Here is a 24,853-nt window from a genome sequence, read left to right on the forward strand (position 1 = left end):
TCAAACACTACTTAATGACAGCCAAGGCAGCAGCGTAATCAGGCTCTTGACCTATTTCTGGTACCTGCTGTTCGTAGATAATTTTTCCTTCGGGATTCACCACGATTACCGCACGACTTAACAAACCTTTCATGGGGCCATCGGCAATTTGCACGCCGTAGGAATTGCCAAAATCAGTTCTGAAATCCGAAAGCATCACCACATTTTTAATACCTTCCGCGCCACAAAAAGCTTTTTGGGCGAAAGGCAGGTCTTTGGAAATACAGAGTACGGTGGTGTTTTTTAGGCCAGCTGCATCCTCATTAAATTTCCGTACTGATTTAGAACAAACCCCTGTATTTACACTAGGAAAAATATTCATGATCACATATTTGCCTTTGTAATCAGCTAGCGTATTATCCTTCAAATCAACACCCGTCAAGGTGACCTCTTTAACCGATGTTCCAACCGCAGGGAGTTTACCAACGGTATGAATTGTTTTCCCACCTAGCGTAATGGCCGTGCCGGTGGTTTGCGCCAGAGCGCAACCTGTAATGAGTATGCCTGCCAGACCCAGAAAAAAGATTTTAAAGGTTTGCATAGAGTTTTTGATATCGGTCATAAAGGGGCATTCCATTGATGGTAGTTCTCCAAATGTACTAAGAAAACATTGACCAATATCAATTAGGTATACGTTTAGAAGCGATCACTTCGCAACATCGAACCTCATTAAATAGGTTTATCTGATTTACGAAAGCGGTTATCGAATAATTTCCTTTTTTTTTACATTCCCACCTGAGACAAACGTCTAGTCCTCATCCATAGGCGTCTGTAATGGGGCTTTTTAGAAGATTTGTAGTAAACGCCTTTTGCTAAGTATAATAGCGCAACAGAAGACCTATTAATGCTGCTCCCCCAATTAGGTATAACTCAGAAAGTTTCTTGACTCGGTAAAGTAGCCCCAGCGTGCCAACCGCGATCACAATAGCAGGTACATCCACCAACTGCCGACGGGCCAACACCACCACCGCCCCGGCAATGGCTCCCACTGCGGCCACGGTAATACCATCGACGATGGCCCTCACCCCTGGATGCTTCCCCCAGCGTTTGAAGTAAGGGGCGGGCAGCACTGTAAACAGATAACAGGGCAGAAACGTAGCCACGGCAGCCACGCAGGCGCCTGGAAATCCAGCCACTAGGTAGCCAATAAAGGCAACGGTAATCACCACCGGCCCGGGTGTGATCATGGCCACCGCCACTGCATCTAAAAACTGCTGTTCGGTAAGCCAACCGTATTCCTTGACCACCCCACCATACAGAAACGGCACAATGGCTAGTCCACTGCCAAAGACAAAAGCGCCCGCTTTGGTAAAGAACAGGGCCAGTTTCCACAGCAGTGAATCGGTGGGCACCGTGAGGGCTTGCAACAAGAACGGTGCATAGCCGCTGCCTACGCCGGTTTGAAAGAAGTCCGACGTTTTAACCAGCCAGTAAATGCCCCCTGACAAGAGCACCAGCCCTAGGATCTCTTGCTCAGCTAGAGCCGTCGCCAGGGCCGAAATGGCAAAGAGAACCCAGCCCAGTGTGTCTTTACCCACCGTTTTTAGGGTCAGTTTGTAGGTGCCCATCGCAATGATGCCAATGACGGCGGCACCGATGCCATAGAAAATAGCCTGCATCCAGGGAAAGCCGTTGAACTGGACGTAGGCCCAGCTTAGGGCCAGTACCATCACAAACGAAGGCAGTACAAAGGCCAATCCGGCCAGGGTTGCCCCCGAAACTCCATAATGAACATACCCTAGATAAATGGATAGCTGAGCGGCTAAAGGCCCTGGTGCTAACTGGGCCAGGGCTATGCCTTCCCGGTAGTCTTCTTCCGAGATCCAGCCCCGCTCCATGACCAGATCACGGTGCATGGCACTGACCAGAGCGGGCGGTCCCCCAAAGCCTAGGGTGCCTAAGCGAAGGAAGTATTTAACTAGATCAGTTTGGGTATAGGACGCCTGAGATGATTCCATCGCTAAAACGAGTTAAAAGATGATGCCAAATTGGAAACCGACGGTGAAGGAACCCGCATGATCGTTACCAAAACGAACTGGTAGCGGTAGGGCCACGAAATAGCTCTTGGTTGGGCCTTTGCGGACGATCTTGTTGAGAATGGGCGTGAATCCATACTGGCCCGATGTTTCAAAGGCCAGACGAGTGATTTAGATTATGCGGCTTAATGTTTCATTGATCCACCTTTGCCTAATTGATCCAGAGCCGCTCGAAAGCCTTTCGCCAGTTTGACGGCTGCCCCCCGCCCGTAGTAGTGCAGGAACACCGTCCGGGGCTGCTCGCCCAGCATGTGATGGTGTAAGGCGACGACTTCCAACTGATGATCACGCAAAGCCCGCACGACCGCGTTGACTTCCCCTTCCAGCATGGCTATATCGCCAGCCATGTGGGCATCTTCCTGTTTACCCGCCAACGAAGCCCAGGAGTTAAGCCCAATGGCAGCCGTCATGTCGGTCCCCATCGCGATAATCTGCACGTCGTCGCGCCCGACGGTGTACTTGTAGGTGGGGCCGTTCACTACGCCCTTGTACTTCACCAATTCGTCTAAGGCTGGCAAGTCGAATAATTCCTTGCCAGTCGGCGTGGTACTTTGGGGCGTTGGGGTGGCGTTATTACCCGACTGAGCCGCTTGGTTAGGTGTAGCCGCGCTACCTGGCTGATTGGCCGGTGTGGCGACGCCCGGAAGCAGTTTCGTGTTGGCAATAGCCTGCGTGTATTTGCGGGCCAAATCGGCCGTCTGGCCCATGCCGTGCAGGTGCATGTAAACGATGCGGGGCTGCTCATAGAAGAAGTGGTTGTGAATAGCGCCTACCTCCAGACCCGCTGCGTGAGTGGCGTCGATGAGCGGATTAACCTCAGCTTCCAGCAGGACGGTATCACTCATCATGACGGTCTGTTTCCCATCAAGGGTCTTTTTGAAGGCTACCCAGCCTCCAAAGCCGAAGGGAATCGGTACTGGCACACCTTTCACCATTACGTTAAGATCATTGCGGGGCAAGGGCACTGAGTAAGTCGCCTGGGCTTCATTATAGGTCCCCTTCTTGCCCAAAGCGGTCGCAATGGCCTCTTGCTCAGAAGCCGATAAGGGCGGGGTTGGCCCTAGGGGCGGAATGGAATTGGAGCTACCTCCCGTGCATAGGGGTATGACGCCGGTGAGAGCCGCTGTTTGCAGAAAGTTTCGCCGTTTCATGGCCAGAGTGATTTTAGGGCAAGATTACACTATGGCGGAACTCGATAATAGAATGGATTTAACTACTTGAATAATCTTTACCTATTCGCCTATTTTTTCGGAAGAATACTGGGCAAAGCTTAAGAAAATCGGTAGTCGTAAATTTCTTTATCTCAAAAAGCGCTCCCACCTGAGACGGGGGAGTCTTCATGTACCTGCTTCCCATATAGGGCGTTTTAAGCGACGGACATCTATGAATTAGCGCTTAGCTAATCTGCATGCTAATAGGCTCTCATCTCGTTTTACGGCGGCAGCCCGGCCTCATTTGTGCACTCTTAGCTGACTTTACACCCTTATCGCTTCGCCCCTACCACTGCCGAGCCATTTTGTTAGCAACATGTGCTTTTCTCTCTCGCCACGGGTAGTCGGTCGTTACAGTCTCGTCATGGGCTTGCCCAATAGAATTAACTGCCTTACCATCGTCATAACCTGCCCATGAATCCGTTACCCTTTTTTACTCTACTTTTAACACGTTTACCGGTTCAATTTGTCCCGCTCGAAGGGTTTGGGATAGAACAGTCAGAAGCCCGACTGTTGCAACCAAACCAAAGGCTATGCTTACGTTTATAAGACCCAAATCAAGATAAGTGCCCAGTTCTTTTCTTAGTAAATCACCACAAAACAAGCCCCCGGGTATACCAATCAGGCCGGCAATTAGGATAAGAAGGCCAAAATTCTTGGTAACTATCCACACCAATTTTATATTGTTTGCTCCTAATACTTTTCTGATACCCAGCTCTTTGGTGCGCGTTTCTACCGAGTAACTGGCTATGCCTAAAATGCCCAAAGCAGCGATCAGCATCACAATCAGGGCAGAGCCTCCGAAAATTTCCATTTCTCCACTGATTTCTCCGTTGATTTCGCCTGAATAACGATATGCTTTTAAGTTGTAAAGATTTGCCGTTTTCTGGGGGAAATGGTCTTTCCATACCGATTGAATGGCCTTGATCGCCTGCATTTCTGTATTTGGCTTTATTTTTATAGTCAGGGTAGTTATTTCATGGGGCAAATACCGATAGAGTAAAGGACGTTGTTGGCCAATAAGCTCATTGGGTAAGATGCCAATAACTTGTATAGAGGCCGAGTCCAGCAAGAGATTTTGCCCCACTAGGGTCTTTGTTTTAGATGCCAGTAATGTTGCGGCAGCTTCATTCACCAACACATATTGCTCCGTACTTTGGGGCATACTTTCAGGAAAATTTTGCCCCGCTAGTAAGCGGATACCTTCTGCTTCAATTGTGCGTGGGTCAATACTTACGTAATTTAGTTCCAGTGTTTTATCGTTTAGCGTTACGGAATCTTTACCCATTTTAAGGGGCTCGTAGTACCAGTTGGTGGCCAAGGTCGTTTCTACCTGACTTAGCTGACTTATTTCATGTTGCAGGTTTTGATACTTCTCACCTTTCAAATCCAGTGTCAGAACATTGGATGGTACGGTTGAGCTGATGACTGTCCTGTTTTTTCGATCATAATCGGCTACGATGACAACCAATATCATAAACAGGATGGTCACAGAAAATTGAACGACGATCAACGCTTTGTAAACAGCCACTCCCCGGAACAGCTTTATAGTCTTCATCTTACGCAAAACCTGTATTGGCTCAAACGCTGACAACAGCCAGGACGGAAGTGCTCCTGCCACTAAGCCCGTGATTAGGGCGTAGCTTATCAAGCCTACCAGTAAGGGTATATCCCAGGCGAATGTCACATCATCCATATCAGGTATATACTGGGCTAAAAGAGTAACGCATGGCACTGTAAACAGCAAAGCTAACAGGGCAATTAGGGTCGATTCCAGTAGAAATTGACCCATAACTTGCCCTCTTGTTGCGCCTATGGTTTTGCGAACACCTACTTCCTGCGCCCGGGAGAAAGCACGCGCCAATGCCAAACTGATGTAATTGAAGGCGGCTAAAAGGGTTAATGATAGAATGATGAATAGCTGCGTTTTTACGTCTTCCCAACTAGTGCCCGCATTGGGGTTATTTTTAAGATCGATTTTTCCAGGGGTAATATCTTCTAGGGCTTGTGCTAAAAATTGAAGATTGCTTGTATCTAATTTCCGACTATAGTTCTGAAGCGTTGCATTAAGTTGCTCTACAGTAGCGGCTGAATTTAATTGGGCGTAAATGGCTGAACTCTTGAAACCTCCCCAATCTTGTGACATACTCGGGATGGCTCCTTTTTTTTCCAGCAGTTCAGCAGAATTAATTGATAACATGGCCTCGATGGGCAGATGAGTTTCTAAAGGCGGGTCCTGGATGATGCCCCCAACGGTATAAGAACCTAACGTTTCAAACTGAACCGTATGCCCTAAGGCATTGGAGTTGCCAAATAGTTTCTGGGCTGTTTTTTGAGTTAAAAAAAGGGTGGTGGGATTCTTGGCAAGGCTTTGTGGATTGCCTGACAACAAGTGAAAGCCAAACACGGCAAAAAAAGAAGGCTCTGAAAATTTTATATCAATCGGTACATCACCTTTGTCGGTTTGCAGGTTATGTTTTCCTGCCAGCCGTAGCTTTACCGTTTTTTCTACAAAGGAAACGCTGTCCAGTTGGGGTGCTAACAGCAAGGGGGCGGTTGCCCATTTGGTTTGTTGCCCCTTATTTGTTTCCTGCGTGAGTATCCGTACGATTCGATTTGATTGGGGATGAAAATGGTCGGTATCAAACGTGGCTTTTAGGCCTGTAAACAGAATAACCCCAACGGCCATACTCAGCGACAAGCTCAGTACATTGACCACTGAAAACAGTTTGTTTTTCCACAGGTTGCGCCAGGCGATTTTAAAATAGTTACGAATCATATCCGGATTAAGTAGAGTTGGTGAGGGGTATTCAGGGGTAAAGTAAGGATGGGTGGTAGCTCGTCGCTTTGGGAAGAAATCCTTTTGCCGGCTGGTCAGGCTGGCCACTCGACGCCGTAGATAATAGGGTCGAATGACCTTTAGCGCTTCTAGACCATACCACCAACGGGCTCGCCCGGAACCGACTTGGTTAACTCGCTGAACAAATTGCTCGTGCAGATCTCCCTGCAACTCTTCCAGCAGCTCAGAAGGCGCTAACCAAGTGAGCAGGCGGTCGGCCCAGCGGGGCGGCCGCCTGCTCACTTGGTCCTCAGGTGATGGGTCGGAGAAAGACTTGTTCATAGGCTAGGAAAAGAAAGGGGTGGGTAAAGCTTCCCAAAATCCCAGCCGGAGTTGGCGCATCTCTTGCAGTACTTGCTGACCAGCCGCCGTTAGGGTAAATAGTCGTTTGCGCCGTCCGCCCCGGGCCAGGGTAGCTCCGCCTAAGGCCGAGCCAACGAGGCCTTTTTCCTCCAGGCGATATAAGACCACATGCACCCCCGTCACAGAAGTGGTTCGCCCGGTGCGTTGCTTGAGTTCGTCGGCAATGGTGACACCATAGGCTTCGGTAGGTTGTTGTTGGAGGAGGGCCACGGCGAGCAAGACCAACTCTTCAAACTCACCTAGGTAGGTACGGCTCATATGAATCAGGCTAGAAAAGGCATATTTCTTTAGTAGTTGTTGAACAAATAGAGTGCCATTTGTGTAACTGTTTAATTATCAGAACTTTATTTTGGTTTATGTGAATTGGCTGTCCGAAACCGTACAAAAGCTGTCCGGTAATAGGCCAGCATGGACCAATTATAAGATCACCGATTTACACACGAGAACATTCTCATAAAATGCTTGTATTCTTAAACGATATGAGCCGCTCCACCACATAGGGACTGAGACGAGATAGTATCCTTAAATAGACCGTCTTTAGCTCTTTTTAACCCGAGTAGTAGCAGCTGGCATCGTAGCCTGTTTCTGTAATCGTTCATCGAACTCATGGGCTACTACTTCCACTACCTTCACCTGACTCATCAGCGGGTGCAAAGGATTGATCAGGATGTTGCGCGAAGGCGTATTTTTGACAATCACCGACGGAATGGCAAAGGCCAAGACGGGATAGCTGGGAACTAGCTTGGGTAGTAGAAACTGCGGTAGACTTTCGGGATACTTCAGCGCGTCCCAACCGACGGGCAGCTCCGATATGTGGATCGCTTCGATGGCATCCGGTAGCTCGATGCTTACCCGTACAAACGGCGGCAGATCGCGCACCGGTGTACCGTCTAAGTGCACCAGCGTTTCTAGTAAAGCCAGCTCCGGGGTCATTGATGTGTAGATTAAGGACGTACCCGGTAGATTCCAGCGACCACCGTTTAACCGAGCCCCCTCCCCCGTTAGTACTGACTCAATGAACTGCTTTTTTTGGATACGGTAGACCAAAGGCATTGCTTAACTATAAACGCCGTACTCAATGCGGCCTAAGATCTGATCCACTACCTGGAAGCCAGTAGCTGTGTCTAGCAGTTGTAGAGGAGATTGAGCTTCCAGAATCTCCAGAGGCCGACGTAACCAGCGGTTAAACTTGCCTTGATCTTCGAACACACGCAGGCCATGGGCCGCCAGGGCTTTGAGCAGTAGGAGTCGTTCAGATTCTACCTTGTTCAAAGAACCGCTGACTAAGCGACGGGCCATCGTTCGCTCATTCATCGACAGTAGGACAGCTAACTCCCGAATTGTTAACTCCAGCAACGAAGCCAGTTGTCGTACTTCGGCATGGGCCACCCCTGAGCGCGACTGGGCAATGAGCTCGAAGGGACCGGTTCTCTCGGGTAAGATGTGCACCATAGTATTGGCTGACTCAAAGATAAGTTTGTTCGTCAGGCTCTTTTTGGCATCCGACCTGGCTTTAGGAGCTTTCTCGGTAGTTGCTTTCATGAGTAACAATTTGTCAGTAACGTTACTGACATTTTACGTACATACAACCCGTATAGTCAAAAAAAAGTTTGTAGGTTGTCTTAGCTTAATCGACCATTTGATGATACTGAAGTAAACACAAACATTTATCATGTACCTGCGTCTCAAATGGGGCATTTATTGAGATGCTTCTTCACGGTTTATAACTGTGTTGACTGTTCCGCGTCGGCTGGCTGCTGTTGGGATAGTAGCTGTGTTTTTGACCTATCATTAGCGTTCCGTTTGTTTTTCACACTACAAAGTAGCCCATTGACACGTTGATAAGCCAAGTTTATCCTAAATAAGGCGGCAGAAAGCGAGTCTAAGAATTAGTTTTACCTCATCCATTTATTTAGTCATTTCTTATGCTATTTCATTCTACGGCCGGCTTAGTTCATCTTTGGGCGGCTTTACTGGCCATACTAACCGGTACCCTTGTTTTCTTAAATCCAAAAGGTGGTCTGTTTCATAAACGAGTCGGATACACCTATATCGCCAGCATGCTCACCCTTAATGTTACGGCTTTTCAGGTTTATCATTTGACGGGTAAATTCGGTCCATTTCACTGGCTAGCCGCCATGAGCTTGCTTGGTTTGAATGTAGGTATGATTCCCGTCTATCTGCGAAAGCGAATCCGCAGATGGATTTTTTGGCATTACAATTTCATGAGTTGGTCGGTAGTCGGTCTGTATGCCGGTTTTTGGGCTGAAACATTCACTCGACTTCTGCCGATGGGTAAGTTTTGGCCAGTTGTCGTTATTTCGATGTTGTTGACCGCCGTCTTAGGAGGCTATCTGATTCGGCAGAATGCTTCTCGGCTTCCTAATTGGGACTACGTACCCAAATCTGCATCCGATGGGAGAAGCCTTAACTAATAATCCTCCCGGTATGCTTAGAAAGTATAATGTCTGTCCACAGATTGAAGTAGACAGACATTAGGGCAGTTAACACAAAGCCGTGCGACGGCCGCCGTCTTTTTCGCCACGTAACGGACATAACAGTCCTTTATCAAAAATTTTTAGGAATAGCTTGTTCAATCTTTCAAGCGCTATGGACTTCCATATGGTGAGTAAGAGAACCTGTTTATTGTTGTATAATCAACCTGATGCTAACCAAATACGGATTAGCTACTAGTTTACTGGCTTGAACCTGACGCAGTTTATACTAACCGCAACCGATCAGCGGCAAGGGCTCGGCCCATGCTGGAGGGTTACAGGAAAGCTAGTAAAACCAATCGTCTAATAAAAACGCTCCCACTTGAAACAATGAAAGTTGCGTAAAGGCTAGTTAAATCAGGCGTTTAGACAGCAGCTTATTCAGAAATAATGCTGGCCCTCAGACTTCTAAAAACAGTTAGTACGTTCGCCCAGTAACTTTGCCAGCGTGGCCCTAATTTCTGGTTATACAAATAAAGGGGTACTCGTCGCCAGACCTTTAATAAATACAACCCATCGTTTATAGCAACTAATGAAGGAGATCAACCGCGTCAATTCCTTCAGTGGAGAGTCATTTCTTGAACGCTATGTTCAGCCCGGTTCACCGACCAACTGGGTGCTTAACGCTGACGTTAGCCGCTTCTTCATCGTCCCGCTTGAAGCCATGAGTCAGCGTATGACTTTGCCCATTCCCCCTACGCGCATTACCAATCACCTGATGCTATTTTTGGAAGAAGGCCAGGCGTTGATGCAGGTGGGGTCTCAAGCCTACCAGATCAGGCCGCATCAATGCCTGTTTGTGCCAGCCGGGCAAGTGTTTTCATTTGACCAAGTGGAGCCCAACCGAGGCTACCTTTGCAACTTCCATAATGACTTTATCATCGATCGGTTTGCCCGACCGGATTTTTTGAATGAGCTGGAGTTTTTGCAGGTCTGGGGTAACCCCCACGTGCGGGTCGATGGATCGACGTCCCAATTCGTGACCCACCTGCTCAGCCGCCTGTTGCACCACTATACCGCCGACGGCTTAACCCAGCCTGATCGCATTCAGGCTGGGTTAATCACGCTGCTTTGCGAAATCAAGCAGGCGCACCAGTCCCTACTGACTAGCCCCCCAACCCAAGCCCTGCTGCTGACGAACCAGTTCATAGACCGGCTATTTACGTACCTACGAACCTACCACTTAGTGAGCGATTATGCAACGTTGCTTTCCATCTCGCCGAATCATCTAAACAAGGTGGTAAAAGCAACAACGGGCAAATCCCCTTCCCAATGGATTGACGAAGCGTTGGTGCTAGAAGCCAAAGTGTTACTCCACCAAACTCAGCTTCCTGTCAGCGAGATAGCCGCTCTGGTAGGCATCTTTGACCCGTCTTATTTCAGTCGTCTATTTAAAAAACACGCTGGCGTAACGCCCCTTGCCTTTCGTAGCATGATTGAAACGTCCTAATATAGAGCTTACCTGTCCTAGCCAGCTAGGCTAAGGGATACCGATTTTTGTAGATCATTAATCGTTCGTTTCATGGATACGCATCACGTTCCCGATTTTACGCTCATGGCCGCACTAGCCGCCGTCGGTATTGCCCTTGTATACATTAGCCTTTCCTCGCTGCTTAGAGAACCCAACCGTCAGCGACTGAGTGCCATCATCGTGGCCGGAGCGGGGGCCGCTTACTTAAGTAGTGGGTTAGGCTTGTGGGAGTTTGGCTTCTGTAGTTTGATGACTTTTGTCGCCTATAAGGGCTTGTCAAATTATGCCTATCTTGGCATCGGATGGTTACTGCATACCAGTTGGGATGTCGTGCACCACCTGTACGCTAACCCGATTGTGCCGTTTGAACCAAGCTCATCAGCGGGCTGCGCGGTCTGCGACACCATCCTGGCGCTCTGGTTTTTCGCTGGTGCGCCAACTGTACTTAACGGGCTACTAGCTGGACGAACGAGTCAGGGTAAAGCAACTGCCGGATTAGGTAAATCTGAACAAGTGGAAACTTAAATGAGTACTATCTGAAAGCACCCAGTAGGCCCGTTAAGTAGCTACTGGGTGCTTTTTCGACCTTTTAACTTCAAGAGAGCAACCGAGAAATTAATCGCTTGAAAATTTGGCACCAAAACAGCCGTAGGCACGAATCAGAGGCTAGTCGATGTGGTCAACACCTGTAATTACACATCTCTTGAAACGTCTATGATCGTAACCTGGAAAGTATCGAGCTTTTAAGGCAACCGGTATTGTGATTACAATACCAGTCTATACCAACAAATCCTGCATACCAAATGCGGTCAAGGCTTTTGCGTATTCCACCTGCACAGCCTCGTTGGCTGTTTTCACTATATCACCGGTGGATGGATCGACCACCGTTCGTAAGGGACGTTTCCCCTTGGGTAAACCCATCAGCTTCACCACTGAATCGGCGACCTCTTGCGGGTTAGGTTTTACGGTTTCGAAGAGCTGCCCGATGGCGGCAAACATCTTATTTTGGACTTCAGCGATCCTGTCATAACCGGCAACCACAGAGGTATCTGAGCCGGACTGGAGTTTTTGCGCCATTTCGGTCGGAAACGTTCCGGGTTGAATAATGGCTACATCGACCCCTAAGGGTCTCACTTCATAATGCAACCCTTCACTCAAGCCTTCCAGCCCAAACTTTGTCGCACTATACACCGTTGAAAATGGACCAGAGAATGTGCCGAAACCACTGGATACATTGATGATTAAGCCCTCTGCTTGTTGACGCATAAAGGGCAACACTCGTTTCATTAGTCGCCAGGGGGCAAATACATTCACCTCGAACATGCGTTGAACATCGTCGGTCGTTGCACTTTCCGCCACCCCAAACATCGAAACGCCGGCATTATTGACCAATACATCGATTCTTCCTTCCGCAGCGATGATGGTGTCCACCGCCTTGTTTACACTGAGTTCATCGGTTAATGTTACGTCCAGCACCGTGATGTTTTCTACCGCTGTCAGCGCTTTTGCTTTATCGGCATTTTTACCGGTAGTATCTCTCATGGTAGCATACACGTTGTGTCCCAACGCGGCCACACTATGGGCCGTTAGCCATCCAAACCCACTGTTGGTTCCTGTAATCAATACGACTTTTTTGTTCATTATTCTACTGGTTAAATCAATGACACAAAGGTTCGTCGTCGTAACAAGAAACTATTTACCAATTGGTAAAAAGCGATTTTAGCGGATGTTTCTTCTGATCCTGCTCAACGATTGTTGGGTGATTCCCAGATACGAAGCGATATAAGCCAGGGGAACCTGATTGGCCAGTGAGGGGAATCTTTCGATAAAGGATAAATAACGCGTAGTCGCATCTTCTGAAACCAACGGACTTCTCCTGTCAATTGCTTCCAGCAGACACTTTTGGTAAATTTTGGCGACTATCTTGTCCCAGCCTACGATGATGTTCAACAGCTCTTCCCAATGTTTTCTGGTGAAAACGATCAATTTACAGTCCGTAACGGCCTGGATATATTCGGAAGAGGCTACGTTCGCTTCAAATTTTGGATAGTCTACCACAAAGCTGTTGGCCTCAACAAAATTATTGGTTATCTCTTCGCCCTTATTGTTGTAGTAACAAAAGCGGAAGACGCCTTGTAGAATAAAACCGGTATATCTGGGTACTTTACCAGCCTCCGAAAAATACTCGTCTTTATGAAGTTCCAGTTGCGTTGCTTTGCTGGCAATGAGCTCAATTTGTTGTTTGTTCAAATCGCCAAACTGTAGAATATAATCAAACATTTCCTCCATCGGTTAAAGATAGGAGGAGTGGTAGCCGGTTCATTTACCATTTGGTAAAAAACGGGTTTATCAAGATTTATTCTTTGGGGTTACAAATTGCAGCTACTGTCTGTATACTGAAAGCAGATCGGATGCTGGACAGATTTTAATCTGAGAGAAAGCCATTGTTTTGGGAAAGTTCTCAAAAAGAACTACTATCTAAGACCAACGAAGAGCCTATTGTATCTGCTTCAAAAACTAGCCGTTTCAAGAAACACTTTTCCACGTTTTCAACTCGGAGACCAAGGTGGCAGCGATAATTAATGATCCGCCCAATAAGAGCCGCCATGTGAAGGGCTCCCCTAAGAGAAGAAAAGCCGCAGCTGAAGCGAAAATGGGCTCAAATAGATAGATGAGTGCCACCTTCTCGGCTTCGATATATTGTTGGGCTTTATTGGAAACCGAATACATGTAGGCCGTAGACAGCAGGCTTGAAAAAGCTACACCAACCCAGAAATGCTTATCGGTCGTGATCCATTGAGAATCCGGGCTGAAAGCGGCCATGGCAAAAGCTAGCAGACTACACAGCACAAACATCAGTGTGACCGAAGGAATCAAAGTTGGAGCTGACGAGTATTTCGATACGTTGATGAGGTAAAAGGCAAAGCCAACTGTTCCCAACAGCGTATAGATATCGCCTAGGCCAATCGAAAAGCCGTCCTTGATTGAGATAATGTACAACCCGGCAACCGCCATCAGCGAAGCCAACAATAGGTTTGCCGCAATCGGCTTTCGATAGACCAATCGATTCACCACCGGAAGCGTGACCACACACAGCCCCGCAACGAAAGCACACTGCCCGGAGGGGCTGTATTTCAGGCCGTAGGTCTGTGGCACGATGCCCAGAAATAGCGGCACGGCTAAAAAGGCGGCTGTTCGGAATGTATCCGCATCGAACTGGCGAATGCTGGCTGGAAAAAGCAACAGCATGGCCAGCGCTGCTAGGCAGAACCGATAGGCCAGGAACACAAAGGGGGCCGACGAGCCGACTCCGCTTTTGACCAACGGGAAGGAGATGCCCCAAAAAGCGGTTCCGATAATCAGCAGCAGAATAAACAGATTCTTTTTATTTATGGCCATTATAGGGAATGCGACGCTGGCCAACTAATCAGCCAGTTCCTTTTTCATCAGTATGTCGGTTTGGGCGTCATCGCCAAATTGGAAGATGTGTTTGTCGAAGGCGACAAATCCATTCTTTTCATAGAAGCGGATTGCTTTCGGGTTTTCTTCCCAAACACCCAGCCATAGGCGGGTTTTGTTTTGCTTCCGGGCAATCGTCAATGCCTGCTCATAGAGCAGTTGCCCCACCTTTTTGCCGTGATAGGCATTCTTGACGTAAATGCGCTCGATCTCCAAGGCCGTTTCGCCTTGTGGTTCAGTTTGTGCCTGACCAGTATTGATCTTCAGATAGCCAACGGGCGCTTCGCCCTCTAAGGCAATGAAGAATTCAGAATCGGGGTTGCTCAGCTCCGCCGAAACGTTGGCATCACTAAAATTTTCCCGCAGATATTTTTGCATATCGGCTTCGGTGTTAGCCGCAGCAAACGTCTCAAAAAAGGTTTCTCGTCCGATCTGCTGCACCGTGGCCAGGTCGCTCCCTTCGGCTTTACGAATTGTGATTGGTTCCATGTTCATCCATATGTTTATCTTGAAGAAAGTTTCATCAACAACAGCCCAGCTACAATCAGCCCGGCAGCGATCAGGCGAGCCGCGTTGACGGGTTCGCCAAATATCCAGATACCCACCAGAAAGGCACCTACCGCACCGATGCCCGTCCAGACAGTGTAAGCGGTGCCTAGGGGAAGGGTACGCATGGCCAAGGCCAACAGGACAAAACTGTCGATCAGGGCAACAGCGGTAATCAGGGAGGGAACAAGTCGGGTGAAACCTGCCGACTGTTTCATGAAGGAGGCCCATATAATTTCCAGCAGGCCCGCTAAAAACAAATAAATCCAGGACATGGCATTGACCGTGATTAGGTCGGGCCGTCCCGGATCGTTTCCCACTGTGGGGGAGGTCGTCCTCCTGATTGATAGGCTACCCAGACGGGCGCTTATCACGGTGCAAAGATACTATTTTTCCGGCCTCCGTTCAACCGTATTCCGGCTGAACAGCCAGGTTAGAGCGGCAAGGTGTATCGAACTTTGGTTTTGCCGATGCCGCCAATTCGATCATAGAACTTGATCGCCCGCACATTGAAATCCGGGGTCTGCCATTGCATGTTCACACAATTGGCCTGCTGTCCGGCTTGCTTGACCTTATCCATCAGCACCGCGCCGATTCCATAACTCCGATAATCATCATCCAGATACAGGCAATCCAGGTAGATGAATTTCTGGGCGTCCCAGGTAGAAAAATCGAAGGTATATGTGCTGAAACCGATCAGCTTACCGGCTACTTCTACGACCAGGCAATTCAGAACTGGGTTAGTTGAGAACAATGCAGCCCACAGCCCTTCTTTTTTCCCTTCACACTGTACTCTACTTTTTCATAGGCGGCATGCCGAGCGCATAGCTCGACAATCGAATTAAGATCAGCCCCAACACATACCCGAATGGTATAATCTATGTAAATTTTCTTCGTATATGCCGCAAAATTAGTGGAGTACCGGATTATTGACATAGTCCAGTTTGAGTATAATGGAAAGTCCGGTTTGATTCGTTGATTAACGACTAGGCTATTTTAGCAGCAAACGCTCCAAAATGAGACGAATGACCAATGCTCAGCCATGATTCGTGGCAAGATACATAAGCTTAAAATTTGACCCAGTTACAGCTAAATAAATTAGTTGATTTAGTCAATGATAGCCGATACATTCGCCCAATACTTAACTTTAAAGTGAAGAAGTTTGTAACGATTCGATTATTTAAGACGTTTAAACAGGTAGCTTACTCTACCTTTTGGATTAAAGGTAGAGAGCAACCTGAAACCGATGCGTTCTTTTCTCGTTTTGAAAACGAACCCACGTTAGTAAACGATTTAAATTTGTTAGTGGCTTGGATTCAAGAAATTGGCCAGAACCGGGGAGCCAAAAGTCGATATTTCCGCTTTGAGAATGATGCGGCTGCTCTACCCCCTCCTGCCAAGATTATGGCAAAGTTAGGTAATAGCTACTGTCAGCTCCGCTTGTATTGTATTCGGCTATCGGATGAGATTGTCATCTTAGTTAATGGGGGTCGAAAAACGAGTCAGACGGTACAGAATAGTCCTGAACGAATGGTTTACTTTCGATTTGCTAGTAGGATGGCTCAGCAATTAATCGAATTGATCCAGTCCGGCGAACTAGTACTGGATGGCAAGTAGATAGTGGATTTAGAAACGATTAAACTACTGGATTAATTAAACATATCTATATGGACGCCTTCGACCGGATTGCCGCTCGAACGCCTGAGGAGACTAGGCGTTTAGTTAACAAGATGCTAGATGTAGCGGATCGCATTCATGCTATTCTTGAACAAAAGGGTATGACCCAAAAAGACTTAGCGGTTGCCCTGCATAAATCAGAATCTGAGATCAGCAAGTGGGTTAGTGGTACTCATAACTTAGAGCTGAAAACCATTATTCGAATTGAAGAAGCGCTGGGTGAAGATATTTTAACGGTACCTAAAGCCATCGCTTAACAGCTTTCATCGATCATCGAGTTACAATGTAGCCCCTGGTTCAATAGTAACGAAGTTGTCAAAGCAGTTATTGGCTCGGTAATTCTTTCTGTTATCTCAAAAATGCTCCATAAATGGGGCGTTTAATTAGACGGCCAGTTTTAAATGTGTCAAGTGGTCGGCCACCGCGGCTCAATCAATAGCATGCGACGTACTGTAAAGCAAGTAAAGCGCCGTCTAACTAGGATTATAAGAACGGGTAGGTTATCCTAATGAGTAGACCAGGTAGGCTAATTGCTTAAGTCATCATAAACGTAGAGGTGGACGCTAGCTCGTTCGAATCCGTTTTTACTTTCAGGCCAGTATGAAAGCGTTTTCCGCCAGAATGGGACTACTCCTGTGGCTTTCACTCAAGCTCGCTTTCGCCCAAACGCCAACGGCCTCTTTGACAGGCCGAATCCTCGACGCTAAATCAGGCGAACCATTGCCGTTCGCCACCATCTACCTCAACAACAGTTCGCAGGGGACAAATGCCGATCAGAACGGCGTTTACAAACTAACGGCGGTGCCCTTGGGTAATCAGGAATTGGTGAGTTCCGTCCTTGGATATAAGACCGCTCGTTTGCCAATACGGTTGACCGATACGCGCCAGCGTACGCTGGACCTCAAATTGGAACCCGCCGACCAGTCGCTGGCCGGCGTAACGGTAAAGGCACGACACGATAAAAACTGGTTGCGCCAGGTAAACGTTTTCCGCCGGGAGCTACTCGGGTACCGACCCCAGGCCCGCCAGTGCCGTATAACCAATGCCAATGTGCTGTCGTTTCAGGAAGAAAAGGGCCACCTACAAGCTCAGGCCAACGAACCCCTCCTCATTGAAAACGAAGCCTTGGGCTACCGCATCTATTACAATTTGCTGTACTTCGATCTTTACCGGGGGAAAATGCAGTTTGCGGGTACAAGTCGGTTTGAGGAAATGACGGCTGCCGATGCCCGCCAAAAGACCCGCTGGCAGACCAACCGGATAGCCGTTTATCAGGGGTCGATCCAGCACTTGCTGGCCAGCCTGCTGGCGGGAACCCACGAACAAGCAGGTTACCGGGTTTACCGCAGCCCCCTGACCGACGAAGGCACCGACCGGATTATGCCCTTTGTCCGCACTCAGCAGCGGCAGCACATTGACCCGCAAAAAGCCGTAGCTCTGTTTAAATCCGGCGGACTCTCCTTCGAACGGCAACTCATCAGCGACCAGCCTCTGGAGGTCTATTACGACCGGGTCTATGCCGCTAATTCGCCCTACCACGATTCGCCTTATGCCTATTCAATGCTGTTACTGCCCAATGGCCGTCTGGAAATGAACACCAACGGGTGGGTCACTAGCAGCAACGGGCTGGATGTGCGGGGGTACATGGGCAATGATCGTCTGGCCACATTGCTACCGGCTGACTGGAATCCCCCGACCAGCGAAATGCTGCTGGCCAATAGCGTCGGGAGCGGACGGATCGGAGGAGCCGATGCTAACCTGGATTCGCTGACCCGGTTTCGTAAACGCGACTACGAGCGAACGGCACCGCTGGTTTACCTGCACACCGATAAATCGTTTTACGTCGTTGGGGATCAACTCTGGTTCAGTGCCTATGTGGTGGATGCCGCCCGGCAGTTACCTGTTGTTGGGTCCGGTGCAACGACGCTTCAGGTGGAATTAATTGCCCCTACGGGTCAGTCCGTCCAGCATCAGTGGTTGGCCGTAACCGATGGCCGGGCATCGGGTAATTTTCGGTTGGTTGACAGCCTATCAGCGGGTAAGTACCAGTTGCGGGCGATTACGGCGTTGGACCCATCAATCGATAACCCGGCTTTTGCGTGTACCTTTCCCATTTATACGGCCCAGTCTGATAATCTCTTACCCCTGTCAGGATTCACCCGACCAACCTATTCGCCCCATACGGCTCGACAAGCCCCGGTGGAGGATTCGCTGGATGTGCAGTTTCTGCCCGAAGGGGGGCGTTGGCTGGCCAACGATGCCAGCCGTTTAGGCATCAAAGCCGTCGCGCCTGACGGACGGGGACGGGCTATTGGCGGGCGCATTGTTGACCAGTCTGACCGGGAAGTAGCCCGCTTTCGCACCAATGGCCTGGGTATGGGTCAGGTTTCGTTGACGCCCCAAACCGGTCAGCAGTATCGGGCGATCATAGAGTCAGGCGCAAGTCAACAGCTTGTAACACTGCCTGCTTTCGAATCCGAAGGCTGGTCACTTTCGGTCGATGCGGTAACGGATAGTAGCCGCCTGACGGTGCGCATGCGGGGCACGGGTCGCTACAGCCAACAGCCCGTTTACCTGACGCTGCAAAGTCGGGAGAAGTTGGTCTACCGCCAGAAGTGGCTGCTTCAGAAGGGAGAGGCTCAGTTTGCGCTCAGTACGGCGGGGCTGCCTCCGGGGATCTGCCGGCTCACCCTCTGGGATACGACGCGTCATGCCCGGGCTGAGCGGTTGGTCTATGTGCCTGACCGCAGCGGGGGCGTTCAGATGCGGGTGACACTAAATAAAGTACGGTATAATCCCCGAGAGCAGGTAGCCCTGGGGTTTCAGTTACGAAATGCCGATAGTAATCCGGTAGTGGGTAGCTGGTCCGCTTCTATTACCGATGCCGACCAATTATCTCTCGATACAAACCGGGCTGATCTACCGACGTATATGCTATTGACAGCGGGTCTAACGGGTTGGGTTGAATCTCCGGGCTACTATCTGGAACCTAAGCACGTGGCTGATCTGGATAATCTGCTGCTCACCCAGGGCTGGCGTCGGCTCCCCGCCAGCCAACCGGCCGATTCGACAGGAGGATGGACGCTGAGCGGTCGGGTACGGGAGCGGCAGGGGAAAGGGGTGAGTGGACAATCGGTGGTTGTGCTTCTCGAACAGGGCGGCCAGAAGATGCTCCACAGCCTGATGACCAACCCGCAGGGGGTGTTTCGCCTGGACAAGCTATTCCTGTCCGATACGGTCGGGGTACGGGCCGGAGTGGTCGGTAGTAATGGATATCGCTTGTCAATTGACAAACCGGGCTCAACGGGCCTACGCTCCGATTTTTCGCCAACTCCCTGGCAACCACCATCTAATCAACTGGCCGATGCCCGAAGGCGTCAGTTGGCCTGGCCGGCTTTTTATCGCGACTCGACGGCCCGTCAGTTAGCCGAAGTGCTTGTGCGGGCCATGAAACCGATGCTTCCCGAACGTCCTAAAGATGTAGAGCGGTCCAGCCTACATGGGACGGCCGACAATGTGATGATTGTAGAGCCGGGTAGTGTATTTGCCAGCATGGCTGATTTACTAAAGCAGATGCCTGGCGTTACCTTGTTACTCGCCCGTAACAATAGCAGCTTTGGTGATAATGAACCCTTATTTCTAATTGACGGCGTGTACGTGTATGATCAAAGTGTTATTCAAGGACTTAGTCCCTCGGAAGTAAGCCGGGTTGAGGTCTTGCGCAACCCGACCACCGCCGGTATTTATGGTGCCCGTGGCGCTAATGGCGTTATTGCCATTTATACGCGCAAAGAAGGCAGCTCGGTCAAGGATCTTCCCACGAGCATATCAACTACCATGTTTGGGTATTCCAGCCCCCGTGAGTTTTACGTGCCCCGATACGAACAGCCTGCTATTGGTTCGCCCATTGACCAGCGAGACGTGTTATATTGGCAGGCGATAGGACAAACTGATGCTGATGGCCTGGGCCGACTCGTCTTTCCGCTTAGTGATACCGCCAAACGGTTACGATTCGTTTTACAAGGCTTAACCAATGAAGGCGTCCCCATGTCGTTTACCTGGGAGTTACCGGTACGATAGACGACGACCTATGCTAGGGATTGTAGTAATTATAGATTTACTCCAAGCTTACCTATTCATACTGAATTTTAATCAGGATTCCCCCTAACATACGCCTAGAAATCTACAAATTGGCGTTAATGCCTATAAAAAAATAATCGTCTCACTATAACGCTCATACCTGAGACACGAAAGCTTTTAAACACCCTCTGTTCATACACAAACATTTCGTTCGAAAGCAGTTTCCCAAGATCACTACCTTACCCGCTTCGGCTCATGGAAGCCTTTGTGGGCAACAAACAACGGTTAGTTTGCACTACCCAGATAAAAAAAATTCACTTCTTACGGTGGTTGAATAGCCACTGCGGCAGCGTCTCGCCCAACAGTTGTGTGGTGAAAATAGTGTCATGAGTCGTATCAGCTAGCTTCCAAAAGAGAATCCTGCTGGGCATCTCCTTATAGAACCGCTCGTCACTAGTGATTGGGTTTTCTGTGTCATCAACGCCGTGAATTAGCCAAATGGGCGTCGATCTCAACTGATCTAGTTTATCAAATTGGGGAATGCCTGCAATACTTATCCCTGCCGCGAATAGATCCGCTCTTGCCGAGAGCGAGTTGATCACCGTTGAAGCACCCATGGAAAAGCCAACCGCATATATTCGTTCATGATCGATGGGTAGACTTGACTTGAGGGAATCAATAAGCTGCCATACGGACTCTAAGCACGGTCGAGGTATTGAACACAGTACACCTCTGGTTGTATCCATCACGTAGTCCGAAGAACGGGTCGAGAATTGCGGAGCCAGCACATAAGCAGGATAGCTTTTCTGGATCTGGGGACTGGCAAACAATTTGGGCAGTATGCCAAGCTGAGCCTTGTTATCCCTTCCTACAGGCCGCCCCGAGCTATGATAGACAACGACCAGGGGATGCCTTAGGGTATCTTTTGATTGTTGCTGGTTGGGCTTGAACAGGCGATACTTAATTTCCATTGACCCTTTTTCAAAACTGGCCCCCTCAAAGTGGTCATTATCTAAAGCTCGGATTCTGGCAATTTCCTGTTTAGAGCGGGTGGTATCGGTCGATTTGCGGACCAGAACTTGGCCAAACTGTTTTTTAGTGCTCGAACAAGCGGTTAGTAACGCGACAAAAACGAGTAATGCAAAAGATAGTGTTGATGTCATTTGGGTTTTGATTAGTTACCGTGTTGGCAAAAGTAACTAATCATTAGCGCATGAATGCTCTTTCATCTCAGGCAGAAGCATTTCGCAATACGCTCCTAAACGAAACGATTGATTTTACTACCTTTCTAGTGGCCAGCAGCGGATGGCCGGCGACTCTTTCTCCTAGGTTTAACCCAACGCTACCTATTCCCTTCTCAGAGAGTCAGTCACTATATTTGATTTATTCCCACTCAATTACTAATGACACGTTTCTACGCCATTCTTCTCCTAAGTATGCTTAGCGGCTTCGCCGTACTGGCCCAAACCGGCCAATCGCTCCGGATTTAGAAAAAATTCCACTTCAACCATTTGTTTGTCGTCGTCGATGATTCGACCTACACCTATTTATTCGACCGGTTACACTTACCTAAAGACTTTGCTTGGTCCAGTGAACAAACGCAGGGTGCCGGGAGCACATCCTGGACTGGAAAGTATATCAGGGGAACCAATAATTATTTGGAAATTTTTAAAGCCGGTGGTCTCAAAGCCAATAAGGTAGGCGAAGGTGGATTAGTGTTCACCACTGACAAATTAGGAACTCTGGATTCATTGCATTCTTACTGGGCAAAAACATTGGACAGTAAGAATGTGGATCATACCACAGCCAACAATAATGGACAAGTAGATCCCCGGTTTACTTCTGTATCCATACCGAATGTTGATGGGCTAAACATTACCGTCTGGGTGTTTGAAAACTCAAAAGAGGAGATGGATTATACTGGTTTTACCGAATATGAGTTGACTAGAGAGATTTCCTATTGGCAATACACTACATCACGGCCAAACTACGTAAAGTTTCTCTCTAAGCGCTTCAATAAGATAACTTCCGTAAGCTTAAATTTATCCCGTAAAAAATTGTCTTACCTGAGTAAGTCTCTCCTGGATATAGGTTTCACCAAAAAGGGTAATTCATTTATGAAAGAAGATTTTCAGATCAGGTATTCTTGGAGGGAGTCAGCCCATTTCATAACAAAGGAAATAAGCATTTTGCTAGGGGCACCCCTGTCCAAGGGAACGTATTCATCTCAAAAGATAGCTCTACTGGTAGAGGGAAACCGCGCCAAGATGATTTTTAAGGATGAGTGAAACTGGGGGATGATTGGTTCTAAGGGTAAGTGGATTGGTTTCCATCTCGTTATCTGGACTGGGAGGTACTAGAGCTCATGAACTAGATGCTACGGATTAGATTGGACAGCTACTAAAAACACCGTCTCGTGTAAAGCTCATCTATGGAACAGCTCAATGTCAAGCGATTTGTGCGCTTTCATAATCGTATATTCGAGTCGTAAAACACAGGGAGATGCATCACGATCTGGCTAAGTTATCCTACCGACAGAAAGAAATCGTACGGTTACTGGCGGAAAATTGGTCAGTAGAGGCCATTGCCAGGCGACTATCGTTGAGTAATCGTACGATTAGGGGCCATCAGCAATTGACGATCAGCCTATTGGAGCTCGAAGATGAGACTGCGTTAATTGAGCTAGCAAAATCCGTATACCTTTAGTGACAGGGATGATTAGATCGTAATCACTAAAGTTTCCGTTATTCTTATTAACCTCCGGATAATGTACGACCAGCCGATGCATACTGGGGTCCGCCAAGATCAAATCTTGGTTGATTGGCAAAAAACTAAACAGTTATCAATGGCCCGACGGCGGAAAAGTCCTATTTTTCAGCGAGCCCATAGTGGTTAAAACCATCTCTTCTCACCGATCCAGCGGCCCGGCCGCATTTATCCATCTTCGGTTGACGATAAACAATTCATCATCAATCACCGATAGTAGTGAAACAGTTTGTAGGATAACCAGTGAAAGCCATTTAGCTTATTTGATCAGTTTGCCAATTGCAGCTTTCCACTAGGTTCATCAGTCTTACTGATTAGTAAAAGCCAAAGGTACACTAATTTTGAAGCATATGTTTCAAAATTAGTGTACCTTTGGACAATCATGGCTAGGAACATAGAATTCAACGAAGAACTGGCGATACAAAAAGCAATGCAAGTTTTTTGGAAGAAGGGCTATAATGCTACTTCGCTTCGTGACCTGACCGACGCTATGCAGATTAACAGCAGTAGTCTTTATAACACAATTGGTGATAAACAAGAACTGTTCGTACGCTGTGTGCAGCTTTATACCAACCTGCGAAAACAGGATTGGGAGAAGCGTTTGGCAAGCGAAAGGTCTCCATTCTCTACCTTGGTGGATTATATTCACGAAGCGGTAAACATCATTATCAACGGTGAGTTCAGTTGTATGGCGGTTAAAAGTGCCTTCGAAGTTGCTACCAATGACCAGCGTGTCAAAGAGATTTTGGTACAGGATGACCAGCGAGCTTACCAGTTTTTACACGACCTAATCAAGAATGCAATGGATCAGGGAGAGATCAGTAATGATGAAGACCCGGCGTTATTGGCTGATTACTTCAACAGTACCTGGACGGGTTGGTATGAATCTTACATTCTGCACAAAGATCCGATCAAGATCAAGCGTATGGCTGAGTATTTCATTAAACAATTATCTAAATAAATTTTTTGACTAATTCTGAAACAATTGTTTCAAAAAAATGAACACAAAATGGAACTATTAGACCTCAAAGGAAAAAGAGCGTTAGTAACCGGTGGTACGAAAGGGATAGGCAAAGCGATCGCCGATGAACTAGCAAAAGCAGGAGCACAAGTCATCGTCACTGCGAGAACAAACCCCGACAAAACTCCTCACCACTTCATTGCAGCAGATCTGACGGATGCCAATCAGGTCACTCAACTTGCCAAAGAGATCGATAACGCATTCGGTGGTGTAGATATTCTGATCAATAACGTAGGCGGACTGACTACGCCTAGTGGAGGCCACAGCACATTGACCGATGTGCATTGGGAGCAAGAATTAGAACTTAACCTAATCTCTGCCATTCGGCTGGATAGAACTTTGATTCCAAAAATGATTGAGCAAGAAAGCGGAGTCATTGTACACATCTCCTCAGTAGCGGGTAAGCAAGCATTATGGAATTTGAATCTTGCGTACGCTGTTTCCAAAGCGGCCCTAAACAGTTACAGTAAAGCGCTAGCAACCGAACTTGCTGGCAAGGGTGTACGCGTATTAACGGTTGCCCCTGGTGCCACTAAAACGGCGCCTATGGTACGATTCATTAACGATTACGCAACATCAGCCGGTATCACCGCAGAAGAAGGGATGAAACAACTGTTGGCACAAACCGGCGGCATTCCTATGGGGCGTATGGCAGAACCAGAAGAGGTAGCCCAACTCGTCCACTTCCTTGTTTCACCATCTGCAGCCTACCTTACAGGAGCGATCTATGCCATTGATGGTGGTTCTTTACCGGTAGTCAGTTAAGATAGTCCAACCATAGTTAAAAGCGAAGCCCAAAATGTGTAACGTTTTGGGCTTTATAACTTTCATCAAGTTGGTCTCGACGAGG

The 24,853-nt window shown here is 48.2% G+C and carries 24 protein-coding genes; 10 read left to right on the plus strand and 14 right to left on the minus strand.

The genetic code is table 11. The features are described from left to right. Positions 1-7: 7 nt before the first annotated feature. The 7 genes from tpx to M0L20_RS25965 form a co-directional block, all read right to left on the minus strand. Positions 8-601, minus strand: coding sequence for a thiol peroxidase (gene tpx, locus M0L20_RS25935; RefSeq protein WP_248480071.1), 594 nt, complete (start codon positions 599-601; stop codon positions 8-10). 250 nt (positions 602-851) lie between these two features. Then, the gene (locus tag M0L20_RS25940; RefSeq protein WP_248480072.1) at positions 852-1,997 is read right to left on the minus strand and encodes a chromate transporter; all 1,146 of its coding nucleotides are present in this window, start codon (positions 1,995-1,997) and stop codon (positions 852-854) included. 203 nt (positions 1,998-2,200) lie between these two features. Further along, positions 2,201-3,226, minus strand: a complete 1,026-nt coding sequence (locus M0L20_RS25945) for a DUF1259 domain-containing protein (RefSeq protein ID WP_248480073.1) — start codon at positions 3,224-3,226, stop codon at positions 2,201-2,203. Between the two features lie 493 nt (positions 3,227-3,719). Continuing rightward, the gene (locus M0L20_RS25950) at positions 3,720-6,407 is read right to left on the minus strand and encodes a permease prefix domain 2-containing transporter (protein ID WP_248480075.1); all 2,688 of its coding nucleotides are present in this window, start codon (positions 6,405-6,407) and stop codon (positions 3,720-3,722) included. Between the two features lie 3 nt (positions 6,408-6,410). Continuing rightward, positions 6,411-6,746, minus strand: coding sequence for a PadR family transcriptional regulator (locus M0L20_RS25955; RefSeq protein WP_248480076.1), 336 nt, complete (start codon positions 6,744-6,746; stop codon positions 6,411-6,413). Positions 6,747-7,025: 279 nt separating this feature from the next. Beyond that, on the minus strand, positions 7,026-7,541 hold the full coding sequence (locus M0L20_RS25960) for an RES family NAD+ phosphorylase (protein WP_248480077.1): 516 nt from the start codon (positions 7,539-7,541) through the stop codon (positions 7,026-7,028). Between the two features lie 3 nt (positions 7,542-7,544). Further along, positions 7,545-8,030 (minus strand): Xre family toxin-antitoxin system antitoxin, encoded by a 486-nt coding sequence (locus tag M0L20_RS25965; RefSeq protein ID WP_248480078.1) that lies wholly within the window; start codon positions 8,028-8,030, stop codon positions 7,545-7,547. A 383-nt stretch (positions 8,031-8,413) separates the two neighbouring features. Between M0L20_RS25965 and M0L20_RS25970 the strand changes: the two genes are divergently transcribed. The 3 genes from M0L20_RS25970 to M0L20_RS25980 all read left to right on the plus strand — a co-directional run bounded on the left by M0L20_RS25970 (position 8,414) and on the right by M0L20_RS25980 (position 10,979). Continuing rightward, a complete protein-coding gene (locus M0L20_RS25970) occupies positions 8,414-8,923 on the plus strand; it encodes a DUF2306 domain-containing protein (RefSeq protein WP_248480079.1) in 510 nt (169 codons plus the stop codon). 592 nt (positions 8,924-9,515) lie between these two features. Beyond that, a complete protein-coding gene (locus tag M0L20_RS25975; RefSeq protein ID WP_248480080.1) occupies positions 9,516-10,433 on the plus strand; it encodes a helix-turn-helix domain-containing protein in 918 nt (305 codons plus the stop codon). A 72-nt stretch (positions 10,434-10,505) separates the two neighbouring features. Then, positions 10,506-10,979, plus strand: a complete 474-nt coding sequence (locus tag M0L20_RS25980; RefSeq protein ID WP_248480081.1) for a DUF6010 family protein — start codon at positions 10,506-10,508, stop codon at positions 10,977-10,979. A gap of 252 nt (positions 10,980-11,231) precedes the next feature. On the opposite strand, the gene M0L20_RS25985 is transcribed toward M0L20_RS25980, so the two are convergent. From M0L20_RS25985 to M0L20_RS26010, 6 genes are all read right to left on the minus strand, one after another. After that, positions 11,232-12,095 (minus strand): SDR family oxidoreductase, encoded by an 864-nt coding sequence (locus tag M0L20_RS25985; protein WP_248480082.1) that lies wholly within the window; start codon positions 12,093-12,095, stop codon positions 11,232-11,234. A 78-nt stretch (positions 12,096-12,173) separates the two neighbouring features. Then, the gene (locus M0L20_RS25990; protein ID WP_248480084.1) at positions 12,174-12,743 is read right to left on the minus strand and encodes a Crp/Fnr family transcriptional regulator; all 570 of its coding nucleotides are present in this window, start codon (positions 12,741-12,743) and stop codon (positions 12,174-12,176) included. A 237-nt stretch (positions 12,744-12,980) separates the two neighbouring features. Continuing rightward, positions 12,981-13,853, minus strand: coding sequence for a DMT family transporter (locus M0L20_RS25995; RefSeq protein WP_248480086.1), 873 nt, complete (start codon positions 13,851-13,853; stop codon positions 12,981-12,983). Positions 13,854-13,877: 24 nt separating this feature from the next. Beyond that, the gene (locus tag M0L20_RS26000; RefSeq protein ID WP_248480088.1) at positions 13,878-14,402 is read right to left on the minus strand and encodes a GNAT family N-acetyltransferase; all 525 of its coding nucleotides are present in this window, start codon (positions 14,400-14,402) and stop codon (positions 13,878-13,880) included. Between the two features lie 14 nt (positions 14,403-14,416). After that, positions 14,417-14,779 carry a DMT family transporter gene (locus M0L20_RS26005; protein ID WP_354004284.1) on the minus strand — a complete coding sequence of 121 codons (363 nt, stop codon included), beginning with the start codon at positions 14,777-14,779 and terminating at the stop codon, positions 14,417-14,419. A gap of 113 nt (positions 14,780-14,892) precedes the next feature. After that, positions 14,893-15,213: a GNAT family N-acetyltransferase gene (locus M0L20_RS26010; RefSeq protein WP_248480090.1), complete on the minus strand. Its 321-nt coding sequence runs from the start codon at positions 15,211-15,213 to the stop codon at positions 14,893-14,895. Between the two features lie 551 nt (positions 15,214-15,764). Between M0L20_RS26010 and M0L20_RS26015 the strand changes: the two genes are divergently transcribed. The 3 genes from M0L20_RS26015 (at position 15,765) to M0L20_RS26025 (ending at position 20,216) form a co-directional block, all read left to right on the plus strand. Further along, positions 15,765-16,076 carry a hypothetical protein gene (locus M0L20_RS26015; RefSeq protein ID WP_248480092.1) on the plus strand — a complete coding sequence of 104 codons (312 nt, stop codon included), beginning with the start codon at positions 15,765-15,767 and terminating at the stop codon, positions 16,074-16,076. 50 nt (positions 16,077-16,126) lie between these two features. Continuing rightward, positions 16,127-16,393 (plus strand): helix-turn-helix domain-containing protein, encoded by a 267-nt coding sequence (locus M0L20_RS26020; protein ID WP_248480094.1) that lies wholly within the window; start codon positions 16,127-16,129, stop codon positions 16,391-16,393. A 343-nt stretch (positions 16,394-16,736) separates the two neighbouring features. Then, positions 16,737-20,216, plus strand: coding sequence for a carboxypeptidase regulatory-like domain-containing protein (locus M0L20_RS26025; RefSeq protein ID WP_248480096.1), 3,480 nt, complete (start codon positions 16,737-16,739; stop codon positions 20,214-20,216). Between the two features lie 314 nt (positions 20,217-20,530). On the opposite strand, the gene M0L20_RS26030 is transcribed toward M0L20_RS26025, so the two are convergent. Then, a complete protein-coding gene (locus tag M0L20_RS26030; RefSeq protein WP_248480098.1) occupies positions 20,531-21,379 on the minus strand; it encodes a carboxylesterase family protein in 849 nt (282 codons plus the stop codon). 348 nt (positions 21,380-21,727) lie between these two features. Here M0L20_RS26030 and M0L20_RS26035 point away from each other — a divergent pair, with 348 nt between their 5' ends. The 4 genes from M0L20_RS26035 (at position 21,728) to M0L20_RS26045 (ending at position 24,768) form a co-directional block, all read left to right on the plus strand. Beyond that, the gene (locus tag M0L20_RS26035; RefSeq protein ID WP_248480100.1) at positions 21,728-22,504 is read left to right on the plus strand and encodes a DUF5829 family protein; all 777 of its coding nucleotides are present in this window, start codon (positions 21,728-21,730) and stop codon (positions 22,502-22,504) included. A 214-nt stretch (positions 22,505-22,718) separates the two neighbouring features. Then, the gene (locus M0L20_RS30420) at positions 22,719-22,922 is read left to right on the plus strand and encodes a LuxR C-terminal-related transcriptional regulator (RefSeq protein ID WP_354004285.1); all 204 of its coding nucleotides are present in this window, start codon (positions 22,719-22,721) and stop codon (positions 22,920-22,922) included. Between the two features lie 442 nt (positions 22,923-23,364). After that, positions 23,365-23,943, plus strand: a complete 579-nt coding sequence (locus tag M0L20_RS26040; RefSeq protein WP_248480101.1) for a TetR/AcrR family transcriptional regulator — start codon at positions 23,365-23,367, stop codon at positions 23,941-23,943. Between the two features lie 48 nt (positions 23,944-23,991). Next, the gene (locus M0L20_RS26045; protein ID WP_248480102.1) at positions 23,992-24,768 is read left to right on the plus strand and encodes an SDR family oxidoreductase; all 777 of its coding nucleotides are present in this window, start codon (positions 23,992-23,994) and stop codon (positions 24,766-24,768) included. The last annotated feature ends 85 nt before the right edge of the window (positions 24,769-24,853 follow it).

Origin of the sequence: Spirosoma liriopis (assembly GCF_023196085.1) — a bacterium.
Lineage (GTDB): Bacteria > Bacteroidota > Bacteroidia > Cytophagales > Spirosomataceae > Spirosoma > Spirosoma oryzicola.